Consider the following 15,659-nt stretch of genomic DNA (forward strand, 5'->3'; position numbering starts at 1 on the left):
CTTCTAATCTGCGGAAGTTTGTGAAGCATCATACGTGCCAGTCCCCGGATCGCCAAACTCCAACCTGTGGCAGAATCCTACACCGTAGACGGAAAAAGCCTGTTTAACATTGTTTCAGCAAGCAGGTATCAACCGCTGCGGCCCCATCGCGAGCAGGCTCACTCCCACTTTCTAAAGACGGTGAACACGAAAGTCCTGCGCATTTCCCCTGTAGGAGCGAGCCTGCTCACGAAAGCAATCTACCCAGCGACTCAATCCTCACGCTCAACCTTCCGTTTCCCGCTCCAGCGCTTCCTCGACAGCCACACCTTTTCCCTTGGTCTTCAGCTCGCTCACGATCACCGCCGCTACAATCAATCCGGCGCCCACCAAGGCAATCGCCGGCAAACGCTCCCCGGCGATCCGACCGACAATCCCGGCCCACACCGGCTCTCCGGCATAGATCAATGTCGCCCGGGTCGGCGAAACACTTTTCTGCGCCCAGTTCATGGCGACCTGAATCGCTGCACTGGCCGCGCCCAGCCCCAGTGCACTGCACAGTAGCAACCAGGAGAAATCCGGTATCCGCTCCTGGGTCGGCACCACCATCAAGAGCGCCAGCACGGAAGTGACTGCCAATTGCACCACGGTCACGCGACGCACATCGACCTGGCCTGCATAGGTGCTGATCAAAATGATCTCGGCGGCAATCGCCACGGCACTGATCAATGTTGCGATTTCACCGGGACTGAAGTTGAAAGAAGCGCCGGCAGGCCCTGATAACAGCATCAACCCGGTAAACGCCAGCATGATCCCGATGCTCGGCATCAACCCGGGACGCCGTCCCAGCACCAGCCATTGCAGCAGCGGCACGAAGGGCACGTACAGCGCGGTAATAAATGCCGATTGACTGCTCGGAATGCTCTGCAGGCCGACAGTCTGCAAGCCATAACCGAGCATGATCGCCACGCCGATAAAAGCCCCGGCCTTGAGTTCGAACAACGTCAGGTCCCGCAGGTGACGCCAGGAGAACAGCGCAACAATGATGGCTGCCGCCGCAAAGCGCAGGCCAACGAAAAACATTGGCCCACTGACGGTCATGGCATGTTGCACCAGCAAAAAGGTGCCGCCCCAGATCATGGTGATCACCACCAGCACGCATTCGGCTTTGCTGAATCGTGAGAAACGGGGAGAAGTGTGAGAGGAGTTCACCGACGTCATGACCTTGCGCGCTACCTGAGGGAGACGCACAATGCGTCGAATGTTGCGCAGTATACTGCCCAACCCCACTAAGTGAGCAATATAGTGCACAAAGATTCCACGCCACGGGCTTCGGTCCTCCAGCACGTCAGTCAGAACGTTCGACGCCTGCGCCATGCAGCCGACATGAGCCAGACCGCCCTGGCGGAAAAGTCGGGTGTCAGTCGACGGATGCTGGTAGCGATCGAGGCGGGCGAAAAGAATGTCAGCCTGACCACCCTTGATCGCGTTGCCGAAGCGCTGGACGTGGCGTTCAGCGATCTGATCCAGGCGCCCGATGCGCGTGATCCGAGCCGTATCAATGAAGTGGCCTGGGCTGGAACCATTCCGGGCAGTAAAGCGGTTCTGCTGTCCAAAGCCACCGCCACCCGTGAAGTCGAACAGTGGGAGTGGTGCCTCCAACCGGGGGAAATTTACCCCTCACTGCCGGATGCCGATGGCTGGAGCGAGCAGATCTTTGTCTTTGAAGGCTGTCTGACCTTGATGCTGGGCGAGACACCCCATGCGATCGCTGCTGGTGAGTTCTACATGTTCGCCAGCAACCAGCCTCACTCGTATCGAAATGAGGGGGCAGTGGCCGCGAGGTTTGTGCGCAACGTGGTGATCTGACTGTCTGCCCGGCAACATTGAATAGACACTTTGCTTTTCTAAAGCTCCATGTCTTTCTCGAATTGTTCTATAAGCTGTTGATATATAACGTATTACAGTTTAGGCATGACTCCTGCAAACGCTCTGGGTATTGATTCCCACCGTTTTCGGAGCGCCGCGCAATGGCCCGTGAAATCCGCCTAACACGACGCCCGCTACGATTTCGCCGAAGAGTACCTGGAGGTTTGCTACAAGCTCTGGGAAGGCAGTTGGGAGGAGGGCGCGATCCTGCGGGATCGTGAGCGTCGGATTTTCAGCGACCCGAGCAAAATCCATGAAATCCGCCACGTCGGAAAACACTTCCAGGTGCCCGGCATTCACCTCTGTGAACCGTCGCCGCAACGCACGCCCGTGCTGTATCAGGCGGGCGCATCAAGCCGGGGCAAACAATTCGCCGCTGAACATGCCGAGTGTGTGTTTGTCGCCGCGCCATCAAAGGTCCTCCTGAAGAAAACCGTTGCCGACATTCGCCGCCGCGCCGCCGAAGCCGGACGTGATCCTTCGAAAGATCCTGATCTTCAACCTGCAGACGGTGATCCTCGGCGAGACCGATGCCAAGGCCAAGGCCAAAGCCAAGTTTGAGGAATACAAAACCTGGGTCAGCTATGAAGGGGCGATGGCGCTGATTTCTGGCTGGACCGGCATCGACTTCTGCCGGTTCAAGCCAGACGAGCCCCTCAAGCATGTGCACACCAACGCCATTCAATCGGCGGTGGAGGCGTTTTCGACGGCTGATCCAAACAAGGTCTGGACGCCGAACGAGCTGGCGGACTGGGTTGGCATCGGAGGGTTTGGTCCCTTGTTTGTCGGCAGCCCTGAAACCGTCGCTGATCTGCTTCAGGAATGGGTCGAAGACACCGATGTGGACGGCTTCAACCTGGCCTACGCGCTGACCCATGAAACCTTCATCGACGCGGTTGAACTGCTAGTGCCGGAGTTGCAGAAGCGCGGGGTGTACAAGACCGATTACGCGCCGGGGACTTTGCGCGAGAAACTATTTGGAGAAGGACCAACGTTACCGGCGATCCATCCCGGAGCGGGGTATCGGGACCTGGCGGCGTTGCGGCAGGAAGAGAAAAAGTCGGTATCTGCATAACACATCAATCCCTGCAGGAGTGAGCCTGCTCGCGATGAGGCCGGCACATCCGGCATAGATGTCGCCAGTTACACCGCCATCGCGAGCAGGCTCACTCCCACAGGGGATCAGCGTCGGGCACAAACACCGCGCCCGGCAAAGCTACAAAACTGTAGGAGCGAGCCTGCTCGCGATGAGGCCCGTCCATTCAACACACATCCCGGCCCGGCGGACCACCGCATGCTTTTCTCCATCCGCGTGAACGTGATCCAGCCAGGCGTCCTACTTTGGTACTGACTGACGAACCTACCGTGGATTTGCGGCTTATGATCGTTCAGGAAATTGCCCGCTTCCTGATTGCCGGGCGACCCTTTAATGTGGCGCTCACAGTCGCCTCGCCAATCCGGCAGCCGCCGCGCGAACTGCATGACTTCCCTTTAGGTAAACACTGATCTGTGAGAACGCCATGAGTGAAACCCCACGCGCACAGGCGACCGACGCCATTCGCCACGCAGACATTCTGATCGTCGGCGGCGGTCTGAGCGGCGCCATGCTGGCGGCGCAGCTTCTGCGTTTGCCGGGCAAGCGCTCGGTGCTGGTCATCGAACCGCGTGCCGAACTCGGTCGGGGCGAAGCGTACAGCGCCGTCGAATTGGGCCATACGCTCAATGGCAATGCCGCCCGCATGAGCGTCGATCCGGACAACGCCGACGACCTCACGCAATGGCTCACCGAACATATTGAGGCGGGCGGCTGGCCCGAGTCTGACCAGCAGCATGTGCCCATCAGCGAGTTGTTCCCGCCTCGCGGGCTGTTCGGTGTGTACGTGCAGCAGCGTCTGAGGGAAGCGCAAGCGGTCGGCGCGCTGAACGGGTCGACGGTCGAGCATGTGCGGGCTGAAGTGGTGGACCTTGAGACTCTGGACGATAGCGTTCGGCTGACCCTGAGCGACGGCCAACGCTTGCAGGGCGCTTACGCCGTGTTGGCGACCGGGATGTTCCCCGCTGCGCGCACACCCCAGACCCAATCCAGCGGCGTGAACGCGGCCGCGCTCGATCCTTGGGATGTGGCGGCCATGCGGCAGCTCGATCCACAATCGACGGTGTTGATCATCGGTTCCGGGTTGACCATGGTCGATGCCGTGGTGTCACTGGAGCAGGCCGGGCACCGCGGGCCGATCAACGTGTTTTCGCGCCATGGTTTGCTGCCGCACGTCAGGCGTCAGCCGCCGGCCTGGGTGGACTTTCTCGCCGAAGATGCGACGTTGCGCACCCCACGCCAGCTGGTTCGCGAATTGCGTCGGCATTGCCGGGACGCCATCGCTCGGGGCATCGACTGGCAGGCGCCCTTGGACACGGTCCGGGCGCACATCGGCCGGTTGTGGAATCAGGCGACGGATGCACAGCGCCGGCAGTTTGTCCGGCATGTGCGGCCGTGGTGGGAAAGCCATCACCACCGTTCGCCGCCCTTGAGCGCCGAGCTGGTTGCGCGGTTGCACGGGGAAGGTCGATTGCACATTGAGGCGGCGTCGTTCAAAGGGCTGGCGCCTTCGACCCATGGCGACAACGTCAGCCTTTACATCCGGCGTCGCGGCGAGGCAGAAACCTCCGTCGTCAGCGGTGCGGCGTTGATCAACTCCAGCGGCATCGAATATGACTGGCGCCGCGTCGCGCGACCGTTGCCCCGGCAGCTACTCGCGCGTGGACTGATTCAGCCTGGCCCGCTGGCACTCGGCATCGCGGCCGCGGCGGATGGCGCCGTCATGGATGCAAAAGGCGACGTATCTGATCGATTGTTTGCAATGGGGCCGCCATTGCGCGGCATGTGGTGGGAAAGCACGGCGGTCACCGATGTCGCGAGCCAGGCCAAGGCACTCGCGACTCGCCTGACGAAACCTTGTTCGCACTAACACAGCGGACCCTGTAGCAGCTGCCGAGCCTGCGAGGCTGCGTTCGGCTGCGCAGCAGTCGTAAACCCGGTGTACACGGTCTTCCTGAAAGACCACATTGACTGGTTTCACGACTGCTGCGCAGCCGAACGCAGCCTCGCAGGCTCGACAGCTGCTACAGGTATTTGCGCATGTTTCTTTAAAGAAGAAACCCCGAGTGGATCAGATCCACCCGGGGTTTCCTGTTTCAGGCAATCCAAAGCCAGCAATCAATAACGCTGATACTTCGAACCAAACTCAGGACGGTTCTCGGCGACATACAGCTTGCTCGCCTGAGCGTCCTTGTGATCAACGCCAACCGTATTGACGTTCAACGTAGCCGGTTGGCTGACCTTGGCGGCGGCAACGACTTGCGACACCCCATGGGGTGCGGCAATGGCGGACGTTGCACCGAGAATCGAAAGCGCGAAACCAAGACCGATAATGCTTTTCATGATGTAGCTCCAGAGCGTGGGAAGAAGATGTGGCCACTGTAGAGCTGGAGCCAGGGCATGAAAAAACACCCGCACGCATAGTCTTTATCACGCGCGTTGATCCGTGGGAACGCAACGGCGCTGTCTACGCGCCCAACATCACGCGCGTTGATCTACCGTCAACGGAGGGCTTCGACGGGTCACCCAACATTGTTCAAATTTTGTGCCGCGCCTACCTGTTCATGTTATTGAAATAGTTGTCTTGCGGGTGCTGTTGGAAGTGCACAGACTCCAGGAACGCGTTCAGCGCATGACAATTACGATCTTCCGACAAGCATCGGATATTTGCGAAGTTGTGTTGTACCTGATCAAAACTGGCTTCCATGACGGTCAGTGCTTCACTGAAAACAGCTGCGTTGCCGAACGCGATAATGATCTCGCGCTTTTGTTTATCGGTCAGTTTCTTTTTTATTAATGTTTTGTTAGCTAAAATCATGACGAACGATTTGGGTCCTCCCTCAAGGTCAGGTGCGAATCCTTTCTTTTTAAAATGCGGGATATGATTGAGATCGCAATAGTCATTGACGTAACGGTAATAGACCGAAAGTTCAAGCAAAAGCGATTTTAACTCCATATACAGCTCCTCTTTCATCGCGTGGAGATGTTGGCAGGAGTCCAAAAGGAATAAGAAAAAGCAGCCGGTATTGGCCTCAGCAATCAATCGATATTCTTCAAGTGTTGGCAGCACGTGACCGTTACTCGCTTGAATATCGAGGTATTGGCCTACGTGCAATGTCTCCAGGCTTCGGATACCAATATTTACAAGCGGGAGATCATTCAACTCTCCGAGCTTTTGCAAACCCTCGATGTACCCATACATCCCTGATACCAGCGCAGTCCCCTTGCCGAATTTTGCCCAGACTGAGGGGGCGCCGCGCCGGATACGATCCTGATCAATAAGGTCGTCGTGCACCAGTGAAGCGGTGTTGAATTTCTCGACAACCTGACTTAGCGTTTGCGCGACGGACTGTTTTAACTGGTACAGCTCCACCAGCGCGTAGGCCAGATGTGTTCTTATGTTTTTCCCGACGTAGTGTTCCTGATACTTAAACGGAGAAGCCCAGTGTGATTTGGCTGTCAGGTAGTTGGATGCAGGTAATGTTGTCATGGCGTTTACGCTCTAAGTTGGGCGCCAACTTGATATAGGTGGTCGGTTTTTCAAGAACTCACTATCGATCAGGCTCCCGGTGAAAGGAAAAGTAGCAAGATTGTCGAAGTGGGCAGGACCATAACGCTTGAGTAATACATCATTTTTCGGTGGTCTTTACTACCTGTCATAGTTGACAGGTTCGATGAACGGTAGTTTTTTGCTCTTGTCTTCCAGCAGGCATGCGCTTACGTTTAAACAAACGCTCAATGTTTATTTGCCTGTTTTATCTGTCCGAATATTCACTTGGAAGTCTGGTCGGTCGTTTTGTCCAGTAAAGAAGGCATCATGATGGAGTCCGGCTGTGGGAGAGCGAATCATCCTTGTCGATACCGAAGATCTTGCGATTGGCGACGCCCTCAAAATGGATGTTCATCACAACGGTCTTCTGCATCGTACGTTTTCGATTTTCATTTTTGACGACGGGGGACGTTTGCTGCAGCAGCAGAGGGCACTCGGTAAATATCACTCTCAGGGACTCTGGACAAACACCTGTTGCGGTCACCCGAGACATGGAGAAACCACGGTTCACGCCGCCAGACGCCGCCTGCAGGAAGAAATGGGGATCGATTGTGACGACCTGATCGAAGTTCATTCATTCATTTATCGAGAGCAGGTATCCAACCAATTGATCGAACATGAGTACGATCACGTCTTTGTAGGACTCAGTTATAGTGATCCCGTGCCCAATCGAGATGAAGCGCTTGACTGGAAATGGTGGCCACTTGCAGAGCTCGCGTGCGACATCAATGTTGCACCTGATTCGTATACCGTCTGGTTTCGTAAAATTCTTCATCAGGAAGGTGTGGAACGTATTCGGGCGTGGAATGATCTGCTAAGGAGACACCAATGAGCTACTCACTGCCACCCTCCTTGCGGGATCTTTCCATTGATCTGAGTCCATACACTGAGGAAGCGGAAAAACATACGCGTCAATGGCTCAAAAACCTAGGTCTTGAAGACAATTCTCATGCGGCGCACCAACGTGATATCTACATGCCGGGCTTGTACGCGGGATACATGTGGCCTTATGCAACACGCGACGATCTCAACATTCTTTCCGACCTGACAGGCTGGTTCAGTTGCCAGGACGACGTGGCCGACGAAGAGCTGGGTCGAGACCCTGTAGCGTTGGAAAAGGCTATTCGTAACGTTCAAAGCGCAATCACCGATACCCGTCGCAAGCCCTGTGGGGCCCTCGCTATGGGGTTGGCGGACATCGTTCGTCGAGCGAGTGTTGATTGTCCGGAGCAGTGGACGCAGCGTACGGTCGAGCAGTGCAGCAGCTATCTCTATCCGTGCCTGCGTGCAGCAATACATCATATTGAGGGAACACAACCGGCGTCCCAGGATTTCGAAGCTATCTGGCGCAATGCCGGGGGGTTTCAGGTGTGTGTGGAGTTTACCTATTGGGTGACCCAAGTACATTTATCCTCGACGATCTATTACTGCTCGGTTTGGCAAGAGTTGCGGCGGTTGACGCTTAACATCCTCAAGGCCGTTAACGATTTGCTGTCGTTCAGCATGATGGAGAATCCTGATGAGGATGTTTACAACTTACTGACTCATCTCCGGCACCATCAAGCCTACTCAGCCGATCAAGCGGCAGCGGAGGTTGGTTGCCGCCTTGAAGAATGGGCCGATCGTTTTCTGAAGATTCAGACCGAGTTGCCGAGAGAACTGGAGCGGTTCAATTGCGACGATGGTGTTCGCGAGCAAGTTGTGCGCTGTGCCGAGGCGCTGAAGATACAGTGGCACGGCAACATTGGCTGGCACCTCGCGGTGCCTCGCTATAAGGAAGTGCGTTTTCAACAGTCGTGAACGGTTGCCCGGGAGATGCGTCGATGCTCACAGTTAAAGGCGCACCCGCGGTGGAAATCTCCCTTTACGCGCCCAGCATCTCCACGGGATAGGAAAAAACATACCCCTCACTGCGCACCGTCTTGATGTAGGTCGGTTCCCGGGAGTCGTCCATCAGCCGCTGGCGCAGCCGGCTGACCAGCAGATCGATGGAGCGGTCGAACAGGTCGGCGTCACGGCCTTGTGTCAGGTTCAGCAGTTGATCGCGGCTGAGCACCCGTTGCGGGTGGTCGAGAAAGACCCGCAGCAAGCGGTACTCGGCGCCACTGAGCGCCACCATCGTCTCGTCCTGGTCCAGCAGATGACGGGCCGTGGTGTCCAGGCGCCAGCGCCCGAAACCGAGCAGCCGGCCGCTTTCGGTGATCAGCAGGTTAGGCGGCAGCATCCGCGTTCGGCGCAGCACGGCGTTGATCCGCGCGAGCAGTTCGCGGGCGGAGAAGGGTTTGGTCAGGTAATCATCGGCGCCCATTTCCAGCCCGAGGATGCGGTCGGTTTCGTCGTTGCGGGCGGTGAGCATCAGGATCGGCGTGGCCTTGTGTTTGCCTGAGCGTAGTTCGCGGCACAGCAGCAAGCCGTCATCGCCGGGCATCATGATGTCCAGCACGATCAGGTCCACCTGGTTGGCATCGAGAAAACTGCGCATTTGCCGGCCATCGGCGACCACTGTGGTGCGCAGCCCATTCTTCTTCAGGTAATTACCGACCAGCTCGCGGATTTCTCGATCGTCATCGACGATCAGGATGTGGTTCACGTGTTCCATCGCTCAACCTTCTTGTTATGGGTCGCAGGTTTTGTATCGCACTGTATCGAATGCCCGGTTTGACACCTTACGCCTCAGTAGCCGCGGTTTTACGACACATGGCAGATACCTCGCGTCGATTAAATGGGTTCCATCGAGACAAGGCAACTTGCTCGCCACGTCTTCCCATTGCAGCCCCGAGGTCATCACCATGAGCATAAACAACGTTATCGTCGCTGGCGTCTTCGCTGTTCTGAACATCGCTGCGTTTTCCGCCCACGCCGACGTCAAAAGCGCGCCGCAGACCTACACCTACGGCACCCACCTGGATATCAAGAAAGTGATCTCGACCGTTGAAAGCGGTGGCAGCTGCGGCATTGTGAATGCCCGCATGACTTACCTGGATTCCAGCGGCACACAAAAAGTCCTCGATTACAGCAAGTTCGCCGAATGCGCCAATCAGGGCGGCTGACCCTTCCACTACGCTGATTCCTACCGCCGCCGACTTGAGGAGAGATCACTGTGAACATGACCGTATTGAGTCCGAAAACCCCAAAACGCCGCCGCTTGATTGGCCCCTCGGTGCTTGCGTTTGCACTGATGCAGCTGGGCGCGCTCGGAGTAGCCCATGCCGCTGCCGCAGAGCCGGTGGCGACGACAGTCAAGACGCCGGCGTACACACCGTTCGGCCCGCTGAAGCATGTCGACGCAGGCTTGCTGAATGTGGCTTACGCGGAAGTGGGTCCAGCGGACGGGCCGGTCGTCATCCTGCTGCACGGCTGGCCCTACGACATTCATAGCTACACCGAGGTCGCGCCCTTGCTGGCGGCGAAGGGATACCGCGTGCTGATTCCCTATGCGCGGGGCTACGGTGATACGCATTTCCTCTCGGACAAGACCGTTCGCAACGGTCAGCCCGCCGCGCTGGCCAGTGACGTGATCGATTTCATGGACGCGCTCAAGATCCAGCGGGCGGTGCTGGGGGGCTACGATTGGGGTGCGCGCTCGGCAGACATCGTTGCGGCACTCTGGCCGGAGCGGGTGGAGGCGCTGGTGTCGGTCAGTGGTTATCTGATCGGTAACCAGGCGGCGGGGAAAAACCCGTTGCCGCCCAGGGCCGAGTTGCAGTGGTGGTATCAGTTTTACTTCGCCACGGAGCGCGGTCAGGCGGGATACGAAAAAAATCGTCACGACTTCGCCAAGCTCATCTGGGAGCTGGCGTCGCCAAAATGGTCATTCGATAACGCCACCTTCGACCGCAGCGCTGCGGCCCTGGAAAACCCGGACCATGTCGCCATCACGGTCTTCAACTACCGCTGGCGCCTGGGTCTGGTGCAAGGTGAAAGCCAGTACGAGGCCCTGGAGCAGAAACTCGCCAAAGCGCCGTCCATCAGCGTGCCGACCATTACCCTGGAAGGTGACGCCAACGGCGCGCCGCACCCGGCGCCAGAAGATTACGCCAAGCGGTTCACGGGCAAGTACGAATTCCGGCTGATCAACGGGGGTGTCGGCCACAACCTGCCGCAAGAAGACCCGCAGGCGTTTGCCAAGGCAGTGATTGATGCGGATAAGTTGTGATCGCATCGCACTACAGACACGCCCCCTGTAGCAGCCGAACGCAGGCTTCGCCAGCTGCTACAAAGGGCGTTCGTGTCCGTCACCCTAAGTCGGCGTTACGCGTTGCGGAGTACGTCTGTGTCGGTCAGCGAACGTCGGCGTTGCGCGTTACGGAGTGGAGCGTAGCGGGATCAGGCGTTTTCGATCATCTCGATCAACCGCTCCGGCCACACCGTTTCAGCGGTCTGCTCCAGCTCGCCGACTGACCACCATTTGTGCTCGGTCATCACTCGCGCCTCATCCACGGTCCAGCCATCACGGGTCAGTTGCTCACCCGCCGCGCGAACGACGAAGTAGCGTTCCACGGATAACACCGTCTCACCGTTGGGCAGCATCATCGTGAAATTGCGCTCGGCCACGCAGGTGCCCACGTTGTCGACCTGCAATCCGGTTTCCTCCAGCAGTTCGCGGACCGCCGCTTCTTCAAAGCATTCACCATCCTCGACCCCGCCGCCTGGCGTGGCCCAATAATCGCGGCCATCCAGGGCATCGCCCTTGTGCTGGAAGCGAAACAGCAGCACCTCGTTCTGCGGGTTTATCACCAGGAGACGTGCAGCATTACGTTGGCGCATCGTGATTTCTCTTTCCATAGAAGGCAGCGAGCCGAAGCAAAAGCTTCGGCTCGCAAGTACACATTTGACTTTAGGTTATTTACGCAACCACTTGATAACACGGAACATATGCAGCGCCGCCGGGCAGTTTCATCCGGTGCTGGGCGACGAATGCCTTGAGCAGTTTATCCAGTGGCTGCATCACCGCCGCGTCGCCGCGGATCTGATACGGCCCGTGTTCTTCGATCAGGCGGATGCCCTTGTCCTTGACGTTGCCGGCGACGATCCCGGAGAACGCGCGGCGCAGGTTGGCGGCCAGTTCATGGGCGGGCAGATCACGGCGCAGTATCAGGTTGGCCATGTTCTCGTGGGTCGGATCGAACGGGCGCTGCAGGCTTTCGTCGATTTTCAGCAGCCAGTTGAAATGGAAGGCGTCGTTGCGCTCGCGGCGGAACTGTTTGACCTCCTTGAGCCCTTTGGTCATCTGGCGGGCCACTTCGGCCGGGTCATCGATGATGATTTCGTAATGCTTTTTCGCCGCTTCACCCAAGGTGGCGCCGACGAACGCGTCCAGCTGCTCCAGGTAAGGCGCGGCATGCTTCGGTCCGGTGAGGATGACCGGGAAGGGCAGGCCTTCGTTGTCCGGGTGCATCAGGATACCGAGCAGGTACAGGAACTCTTCCGCCGTACCGGCACCGCCCGGGAAGATGATGATGCCGTGGCCGACGCGCACGAACGCTTCCAGGCGTTTTTCGATGTCCGGCAAAATCACCAGCTCGTTGACGATCGGGTTCGGTGCTTCCGCCGCGATGATGCCGGGCTCGGTCAAACCGAGGTAGCGGCCGCCGTGAATGCGCTGCTTGGCGTGGGCGATGGTCGCGCCTTTCATCGGGCCTTTCATCACACCGGGGCCGCAACCGGTGCAGATATCCAGGCTGCGCAGGCCCAGTTCATGGCCGACTTCCTTGGTGTATTTGTACTCCTCGGTGTTGATCGAGTGGCCGCCCCAGCAGACAACGATTTTCGGTTCGATACCGGGGCGCAAGGTGCGGGCGTTACGCAGCAGGTGGAACACGTAATCGCTGATGCCCTGGGAATTGCTCAGGTCGATACGCTGGCTGTCGAGTTCGTTTTCGGTGTAGACGATGTCGCGCAGGGCGCTGAAGAGCATTTCCCGGGTGCTGGCGATCATTTCGCCGTCGACGAAGGCGTTGGCCGGGGCGTTCAGCAGTTCGAGGCGTACGCCGCGGTCCTGCTGGTGAATGCGGATTTCGAAGTCCTTGTAGGCTTCCAGAATGGTCTTGGCGTTATCAACATGGGCGCCGGTATTGAGGATGGCCAGGGCGCATTGGCGAAACAAGGTGTAGGTGCTGCCGGATCCGGCTTCGCTCAGTTGCTGTACTTCCCGCTGAGAAAGGGTTTCCAGGCTGCCTTTTGGGCTGACAGAGGCATTGATTACATGGCGTTGGGTCATTCAATGATCCTTAAAACGATGTCACTCACACGGGGATCGGCAAATGGCATCCGAATAGTGTGTATCCATTAAAGAAGATGGCACGAACTGCACAGTATCGCCACGTTGCCCTTTGACGATGAAAAGATGAAAAGGAGCTCCAGCATAGCTAAATCTGCCGGGGAGGCGATAATGCCCCGCAGTTTTATCACCGAGTCTCTTTCCCTTGATCCAAGGAACCCCGCCGCAATGTTTGAAATTCAGCCGATAAATGCCCAGACCTATCGACAACAGACGCGGCGCAGCACGGTCATTATTGCCCTGACGTTCCTGGCGCTGGCGATGGTGTTGTCCACCGCCGCTGTGGCGCCGTTCGGCGAGCCCGGCGGCGACAACCTGCGGTTCAACGTTGGCGGCGTGTTCGTGGCAGTGCTGTTGATGGTTGCATTGATGCGCGGGTATTTCTGGAACCAACCGTGGATGGCGTCGGCCGTATACGGCTGGCAACTCAAGCGTAGCCTGATGAGCGTCACCAACGTCATGCACCAGGTGACGGCCGCTGTGGAGCGCGACGATCCTCGCGCCATGAAGTTGCTACGCTTCTACCATCTGGGGTTGAGCCAGATGCATGAGCTGGACGGCAATTCCAGCGACCATGGTCAGTTGCATCGCGAGATTGACCTGCACAAAACGCGAATGGAAGCGCTAGGCATTGACACCGACCAGACGCGACTGGATCCCGCCTGGCTGGACGCCGTCAAGCAAACGCCGAAATCATAAGTACTCAGGGAATGATATGGGTCAGCTGTCCATTAACGAACGCATCGAAAACGCCAGGCTCGCCACGCCGTTGAACGGTGAGCGGCCCGTGTCCAGGCTCAAGGTCCGGTCCGTGGTCTTTCTGCTCGTCGCGGTCTGTCTGTCGATGACGATTATTGTCATCTGGGAAGCCTGGAGTTCGCGTCAGTACCATCTGCGGGACAAGGAAGTGGCAATGTCCAACCTTGCGCAGACCCTGGCGTGGCAAGCCCAGGCGTCGATCAAGCAAGCGGACACGCTGCTGTTGACCCTGGTCGAGCGCCTGGAAAACGAGGGTGTCGATTCCGCGCGTCTGCCGAGGATGCAACGGCTGCTCAGTGTGCAGCGCTCGGAGTTGAGCCAGTTGCATGGTTTGTTCGTCTACGACGCGACGGGGCAGTGGATCGCCAATTCCAACGGCGCCCAAGTGCCCAATTCCAATAATGCCGACCGTGAGTATTTCATTTTCCATCGCGATCATCCCGACCTGGGGCCGCACATTGGCCCGTCGATCAAGAGTCGTTCGAGCGGCGAATGGATCATGACCGTGTCGCGCCGGGTCAATCATCCGGACGGCAGCTTTGCCGGCGTGGCGCTGGCAACGATCTACCTGAATCATTTCCTCGGCCTCTACGACAGCATCGACATGGGCCGCAACGGCGTCATCAACCTGATCGCCGACAACGCGACCATCGTCGTGCGCCGGCCATTCACTGACGCAGACATTGGCACCAGCGTTGCCAATGGACCGCTGTTTACCCAATTACTGCCCAAGGGCAACTCAGGCACGGCCAGGGTCAAGTCGATCGTTGACGGCGTGGAACGCGTGGTGGGATTCCGTCGGGTCGAGGGTTATCCGTTGATCATTTTTACCGCGCTGGACAAAGATGAAGTCCTCACCAGCTGGCGCGACGAATCCCTGCTCAGTGCCGGCATTGTCGCCTTGCTGCTGAGTTTTCTCGGGGTCTTGGGCTATCGCCTGATCCGTCTCATGAGGCAGCAGAATCACATCCAGAGCGTCTTGCTGGATGCTCAGGAAAAGCTGCTTGAGGTCAATCATGGCCTGGAGTTGCTGGCGCTGGAGGATGCCCTGACCGGATTGTCCAACCGGCGGCAGTTCGATCTGTTCATCCTCGCCGAGATGGGCCGTGCCCGGCGCACCCAGACTCACCTGGCGTTGCTGATGATCGATGTCGACCACTTCAAGCGCTTCAATGACCTGTACGGCCATGTGGCGGGCGACCTCTGTTTGCGCAAGATCAGCGCAATCATTCGCGACAACATCAAGCGCCCCGGTGACCTGGCTGCCCGCTACGGTGGCGAGGAGTTCACCGTGGTGTTGCCCGGTACCGACTATGTGGGCGCGTTCCTGATCGCGGAAAAAATCCGTAACGCTGTCAAGGAGGCAGGTATCGAGCACAGTGAAGGGGTCGAGGGCACGGTCACGGTCAGCGTCGGTGTCTGCGCTTACGACACGGCCTCGCAGGATCAACCCGATGACCTGGTGCGCGCTGCGGACAAGGCGTTGTACGTGGCCAAGGCCAGCGGCAGGAACATGAGCGTTATTGCCAACTGATATCGGACAGAGCGGTCGTGGCCAGCCCACGGCCAAGCCATCGCCCTGGGCGAGAATGTTCGCGCGCAGGGTCGGGAGCGCCAGGGTTAAACGTCCTCGAGCGATCTGTTGAGTCAATGGGCGCGTCGCCACACTCGAAAATAGACCCCAACGTTGATCACCAGCACCACCGCACCGAGCCCCAGCTGAATCGCGGGGGTGAGGCCGGCGGGGTAGATCACCGGCCACACGTAATGTTCGATGAAGCCGCCACCGTAACCGGTTTGCCCGGCTGCCAGGCGCATGCGGTTTTCCCATTCCGTCAGCGGGCAGATCAGGTGGAAGACTTCCACCGCGACACCCCAGGCGGCGGCGGGCAGGTGCCACCAGATCAGGTGGCGCCACTTGAGCACCAGCAGCCCGCCAAACAGCACGAACAGGATGAACAACAGGTGAAACAGCACCAGCCCGTCGGCGGCGATTCGATACAGCATGTCGACTCCGTGAGATGTCAGGCGAGCAGTGGGCGTAGGGATTCGTGCACCCTTCAACGAAT

Annotated in this window: 16 protein-coding genes and 1 pseudogene; 10 read left to right on the forward strand and 7 right to left on the reverse strand. The window is 58.2% G+C overall.

The features are described 5' to 3' along the window. Positions 1 to 264: 264 nt before the first annotated feature. Entirely contained in the window at positions 265 to 1,290 is a 1,026-nt protein-coding gene (locus H7698_RS15495; protein ID WP_162439205.1) for a DMT family transporter, read from the reverse strand. On the opposite strand from H7698_RS15495, the gene H7698_RS15500 reads away from it, so the two are divergent. The 4 genes and pseudogenes from H7698_RS15500 to H7698_RS15510 all read left to right on the forward strand — a co-directional run bounded on the left by H7698_RS15500 (position 1,285) and on the right by H7698_RS15510 (position 4,871). Beyond that, positions 1,285 to 1,848, forward strand: coding sequence for a helix-turn-helix domain-containing protein (locus H7698_RS15500; protein ID WP_162439206.1), 564 nt, complete (start codon positions 1,285 to 1,287; stop codon positions 1,846 to 1,848). The two genes, H7698_RS15495 and H7698_RS15500, sit on opposite strands and share 6 nt — an antisense overlap. Before the next feature lie 183 nt (positions 1,849 to 2,031). Next, a pseudogene (locus H7698_RS15505) lies at positions 2,032 to 2,983 on the forward strand (NtaA/DmoA family FMN-dependent monooxygenase); the annotation flags it as partial. Between the two features lie 305 nt (positions 2,984 to 3,288). Continuing rightward, the gene (locus H7698_RS31650) at positions 3,289 to 3,414 is read left to right on the forward strand and encodes a hypothetical protein (RefSeq protein ID WP_268932903.1); all 126 of its coding nucleotides are present in this window, start codon (positions 3,289 to 3,291) and stop codon (positions 3,412 to 3,414) included. Between the two features lie 14 nt (positions 3,415 to 3,428). Further along, positions 3,429 to 4,871, forward strand: a complete 1,443-nt coding sequence (locus H7698_RS15510; protein ID WP_194691985.1) for an FAD/NAD(P)-binding protein — start codon at positions 3,429 to 3,431, stop codon at positions 4,869 to 4,871. Positions 4,872 to 5,119: 248 nt separating this feature from the next. Here the strand turns inward: H7698_RS15510 and H7698_RS15515 are convergent, their stop codons facing one another. Both H7698_RS15515 and H7698_RS15520 read right to left on the reverse strand, forming a co-directional pair. After that, complete coding sequence (locus H7698_RS15515) at positions 5,120 to 5,344, reverse strand: hypothetical protein (RefSeq protein WP_194691986.1); 225 nt, start codon at positions 5,342 to 5,344, stop codon at positions 5,120 to 5,122. Positions 5,345 to 5,555: 211 nt separating this feature from the next. Continuing rightward, positions 5,556 to 6,491, reverse strand: coding sequence for a polyprenyl synthetase family protein (locus H7698_RS15520; protein WP_194691987.1), 936 nt, complete (start codon positions 6,489 to 6,491; stop codon positions 5,556 to 5,558). 343 nt (positions 6,492 to 6,834) lie between these two features. On the opposite strand from H7698_RS15520, the gene idi reads away from it, so the two are divergent. Next, the gene (idi, locus tag H7698_RS15525) at positions 6,835 to 7,383 is read left to right on the forward strand and encodes an isopentenyl-diphosphate Delta-isomerase (RefSeq protein ID WP_194691988.1); all 549 of its coding nucleotides are present in this window, start codon (positions 6,835 to 6,837) and stop codon (positions 7,381 to 7,383) included. After that, positions 7,380 to 8,351 carry a terpene synthase family protein gene (locus H7698_RS15530; RefSeq protein WP_194691989.1) on the forward strand — a complete coding sequence of 324 codons (972 nt, stop codon included), beginning with the start codon at positions 7,380 to 7,382 and terminating at the stop codon, positions 8,349 to 8,351. Before idi ends, H7698_RS15530 begins: the two co-directional genes overlap by 4 nt. 64 nt (positions 8,352 to 8,415) lie before the next feature. Here the strand turns inward: H7698_RS15530 and H7698_RS15535 are convergent, their stop codons facing one another. Beyond that, the gene (locus H7698_RS15535) at positions 8,416 to 9,150 is read right to left on the reverse strand and encodes a response regulator (protein ID WP_194691990.1); all 735 of its coding nucleotides are present in this window, start codon (positions 9,148 to 9,150) and stop codon (positions 8,416 to 8,418) included. A 190-nt stretch (positions 9,151 to 9,340) separates the two neighbouring features. Here H7698_RS15535 and H7698_RS15540 point away from each other — a divergent pair, with 190 nt between their 5' ends. Beyond that, positions 9,341 to 9,601: a DUF2790 domain-containing protein gene (locus H7698_RS15540; protein ID WP_162439211.1), complete on the forward strand. Its 261-nt coding sequence runs from the start codon at positions 9,341 to 9,343 to the stop codon at positions 9,599 to 9,601. A gap of 56 nt (positions 9,602 to 9,657) precedes the next feature. After that, a complete protein-coding gene (locus H7698_RS15545) occupies positions 9,658 to 10,707 on the forward strand; it encodes an alpha/beta fold hydrolase (RefSeq protein ID WP_194691991.1) in 1,050 nt (349 codons plus the stop codon). A gap of 170 nt (positions 10,708 to 10,877) precedes the next feature. Here the strand turns inward: H7698_RS15545 and H7698_RS15550 are convergent, their stop codons facing one another. Beyond that, positions 10,878 to 11,318, reverse strand: a complete 441-nt coding sequence (locus H7698_RS15550) for an NUDIX hydrolase (protein ID WP_194691992.1) — start codon at positions 11,316 to 11,318, stop codon at positions 10,878 to 10,880. 79 nt (positions 11,319 to 11,397) lie between these two features. Further along, the gene (ppnN, locus tag H7698_RS15555) at positions 11,398 to 12,771 is read right to left on the reverse strand and encodes a nucleotide 5'-monophosphate nucleosidase PpnN (protein ID WP_162439213.1); all 1,374 of its coding nucleotides are present in this window, start codon (positions 12,769 to 12,771) and stop codon (positions 11,398 to 11,400) included. 228 nt (positions 12,772 to 12,999) lie between these two features. On the opposite strand from ppnN, the gene H7698_RS15560 reads away from it, so the two are divergent. Beyond that, positions 13,000 to 13,530, forward strand: a complete 531-nt coding sequence (locus H7698_RS15560) for a DUF3087 domain-containing protein (RefSeq protein WP_194691993.1) — start codon at positions 13,000 to 13,002, stop codon at positions 13,528 to 13,530. A 16-nt stretch (positions 13,531 to 13,546) separates the two neighbouring features. Beyond that, positions 13,547 to 15,124, forward strand: a complete 1,578-nt coding sequence (locus H7698_RS15565) for a sensor domain-containing diguanylate cyclase (RefSeq protein WP_194691994.1) — start codon at positions 13,547 to 13,549, stop codon at positions 15,122 to 15,124. 113 nt (positions 15,125 to 15,237) lie between these two features. Here the strand turns inward: H7698_RS15565 and H7698_RS15570 are convergent, their stop codons facing one another. Continuing rightward, positions 15,238 to 15,597 carry a DUF2784 domain-containing protein gene (locus H7698_RS15570; protein ID WP_194691995.1) on the reverse strand — a complete coding sequence of 120 codons (360 nt, stop codon included), beginning with the start codon at positions 15,595 to 15,597 and terminating at the stop codon, positions 15,238 to 15,240. Positions 15,598 to 15,659: the final 62 nt, after the last annotated feature.

This window comes from Pseudomonas sp. p50(2008) (genome assembly GCF_015351605.1).
Lineage (GTDB): Bacteria > Pseudomonadota > Gammaproteobacteria > Pseudomonadales > Pseudomonadaceae > Aquipseudomonas.

What these genes read in the sequence shown, in the direction of transcription:
- H7698_RS15530 (WP_194691989.1), top strand. Translation starts at nt 7,380, where the DNA reads ATGAGCTACTCACTGCCACCCTCCTTGCGGGATCTTTCCATTGATCTG.
- H7698_RS15560 (WP_194691993.1), top strand. Translation starts at nt 13,000, where the DNA reads ATGTTTGAAATTCAGCCGATAAATGCCCAGACCTATCGACAACAGACG.
- H7698_RS15520 (WP_194691987.1), bottom strand. Translation starts at nt 6,491, where the DNA reads ATGACAACATTACCTGCATCCAACTACCTGACAGCCAAATCACACTGG.
- H7698_RS31650 (WP_268932903.1), top strand. Translation starts at nt 3,289, where the DNA reads ATGATCGTTCAGGAAATTGCCCGCTTCCTGATTGCCGGGCGACCCTTT.
- H7698_RS15515 (WP_194691986.1), bottom strand. Translation starts at nt 5,344, where the DNA reads ATGAAAAGCATTATCGGTCTTGGTTTCGCGCTTTCGATTCTCGGTGCA.
- H7698_RS15570 (WP_194691995.1), bottom strand. Translation starts at nt 15,597, where the DNA reads ATGCTGTATCGAATCGCCGCCGACGGGCTGGTGCTGTTTCACCTGTTG.
- H7698_RS15510 (WP_194691985.1), top strand. Translation starts at nt 3,429, where the DNA reads ATGAGTGAAACCCCACGCGCACAGGCGACCGACGCCATTCGCCACGCA.
- H7698_RS15540 (WP_162439211.1), top strand. Translation starts at nt 9,341, where the DNA reads ATGAGCATAAACAACGTTATCGTCGCTGGCGTCTTCGCTGTTCTGAAC.
- H7698_RS15535 (WP_194691990.1), bottom strand. Translation starts at nt 9,150, where the DNA reads ATGGAACACGTGAACCACATCCTGATCGTCGATGACGATCGAGAAATC.
- H7698_RS15550 (WP_194691992.1), bottom strand. Translation starts at nt 11,318, where the DNA reads ATGCGCCAACGTAATGCTGCACGTCTCCTGGTGATAAACCCGCAGAAC.
- ppnN (WP_162439213.1), bottom strand. Translation starts at nt 12,771, where the DNA reads ATGACCCAACGCCATGTAATCAATGCCTCTGTCAGCCCAAAAGGCAGC.
- H7698_RS15565 (WP_194691994.1), top strand. Translation starts at nt 13,547, where the DNA reads ATGGGTCAGCTGTCCATTAACGAACGCATCGAAAACGCCAGGCTCGCC.
- H7698_RS15545 (WP_194691991.1), top strand. Translation starts at nt 9,658, where the DNA reads ATGACCGTATTGAGTCCGAAAACCCCAAAACGCCGCCGCTTGATTGGC.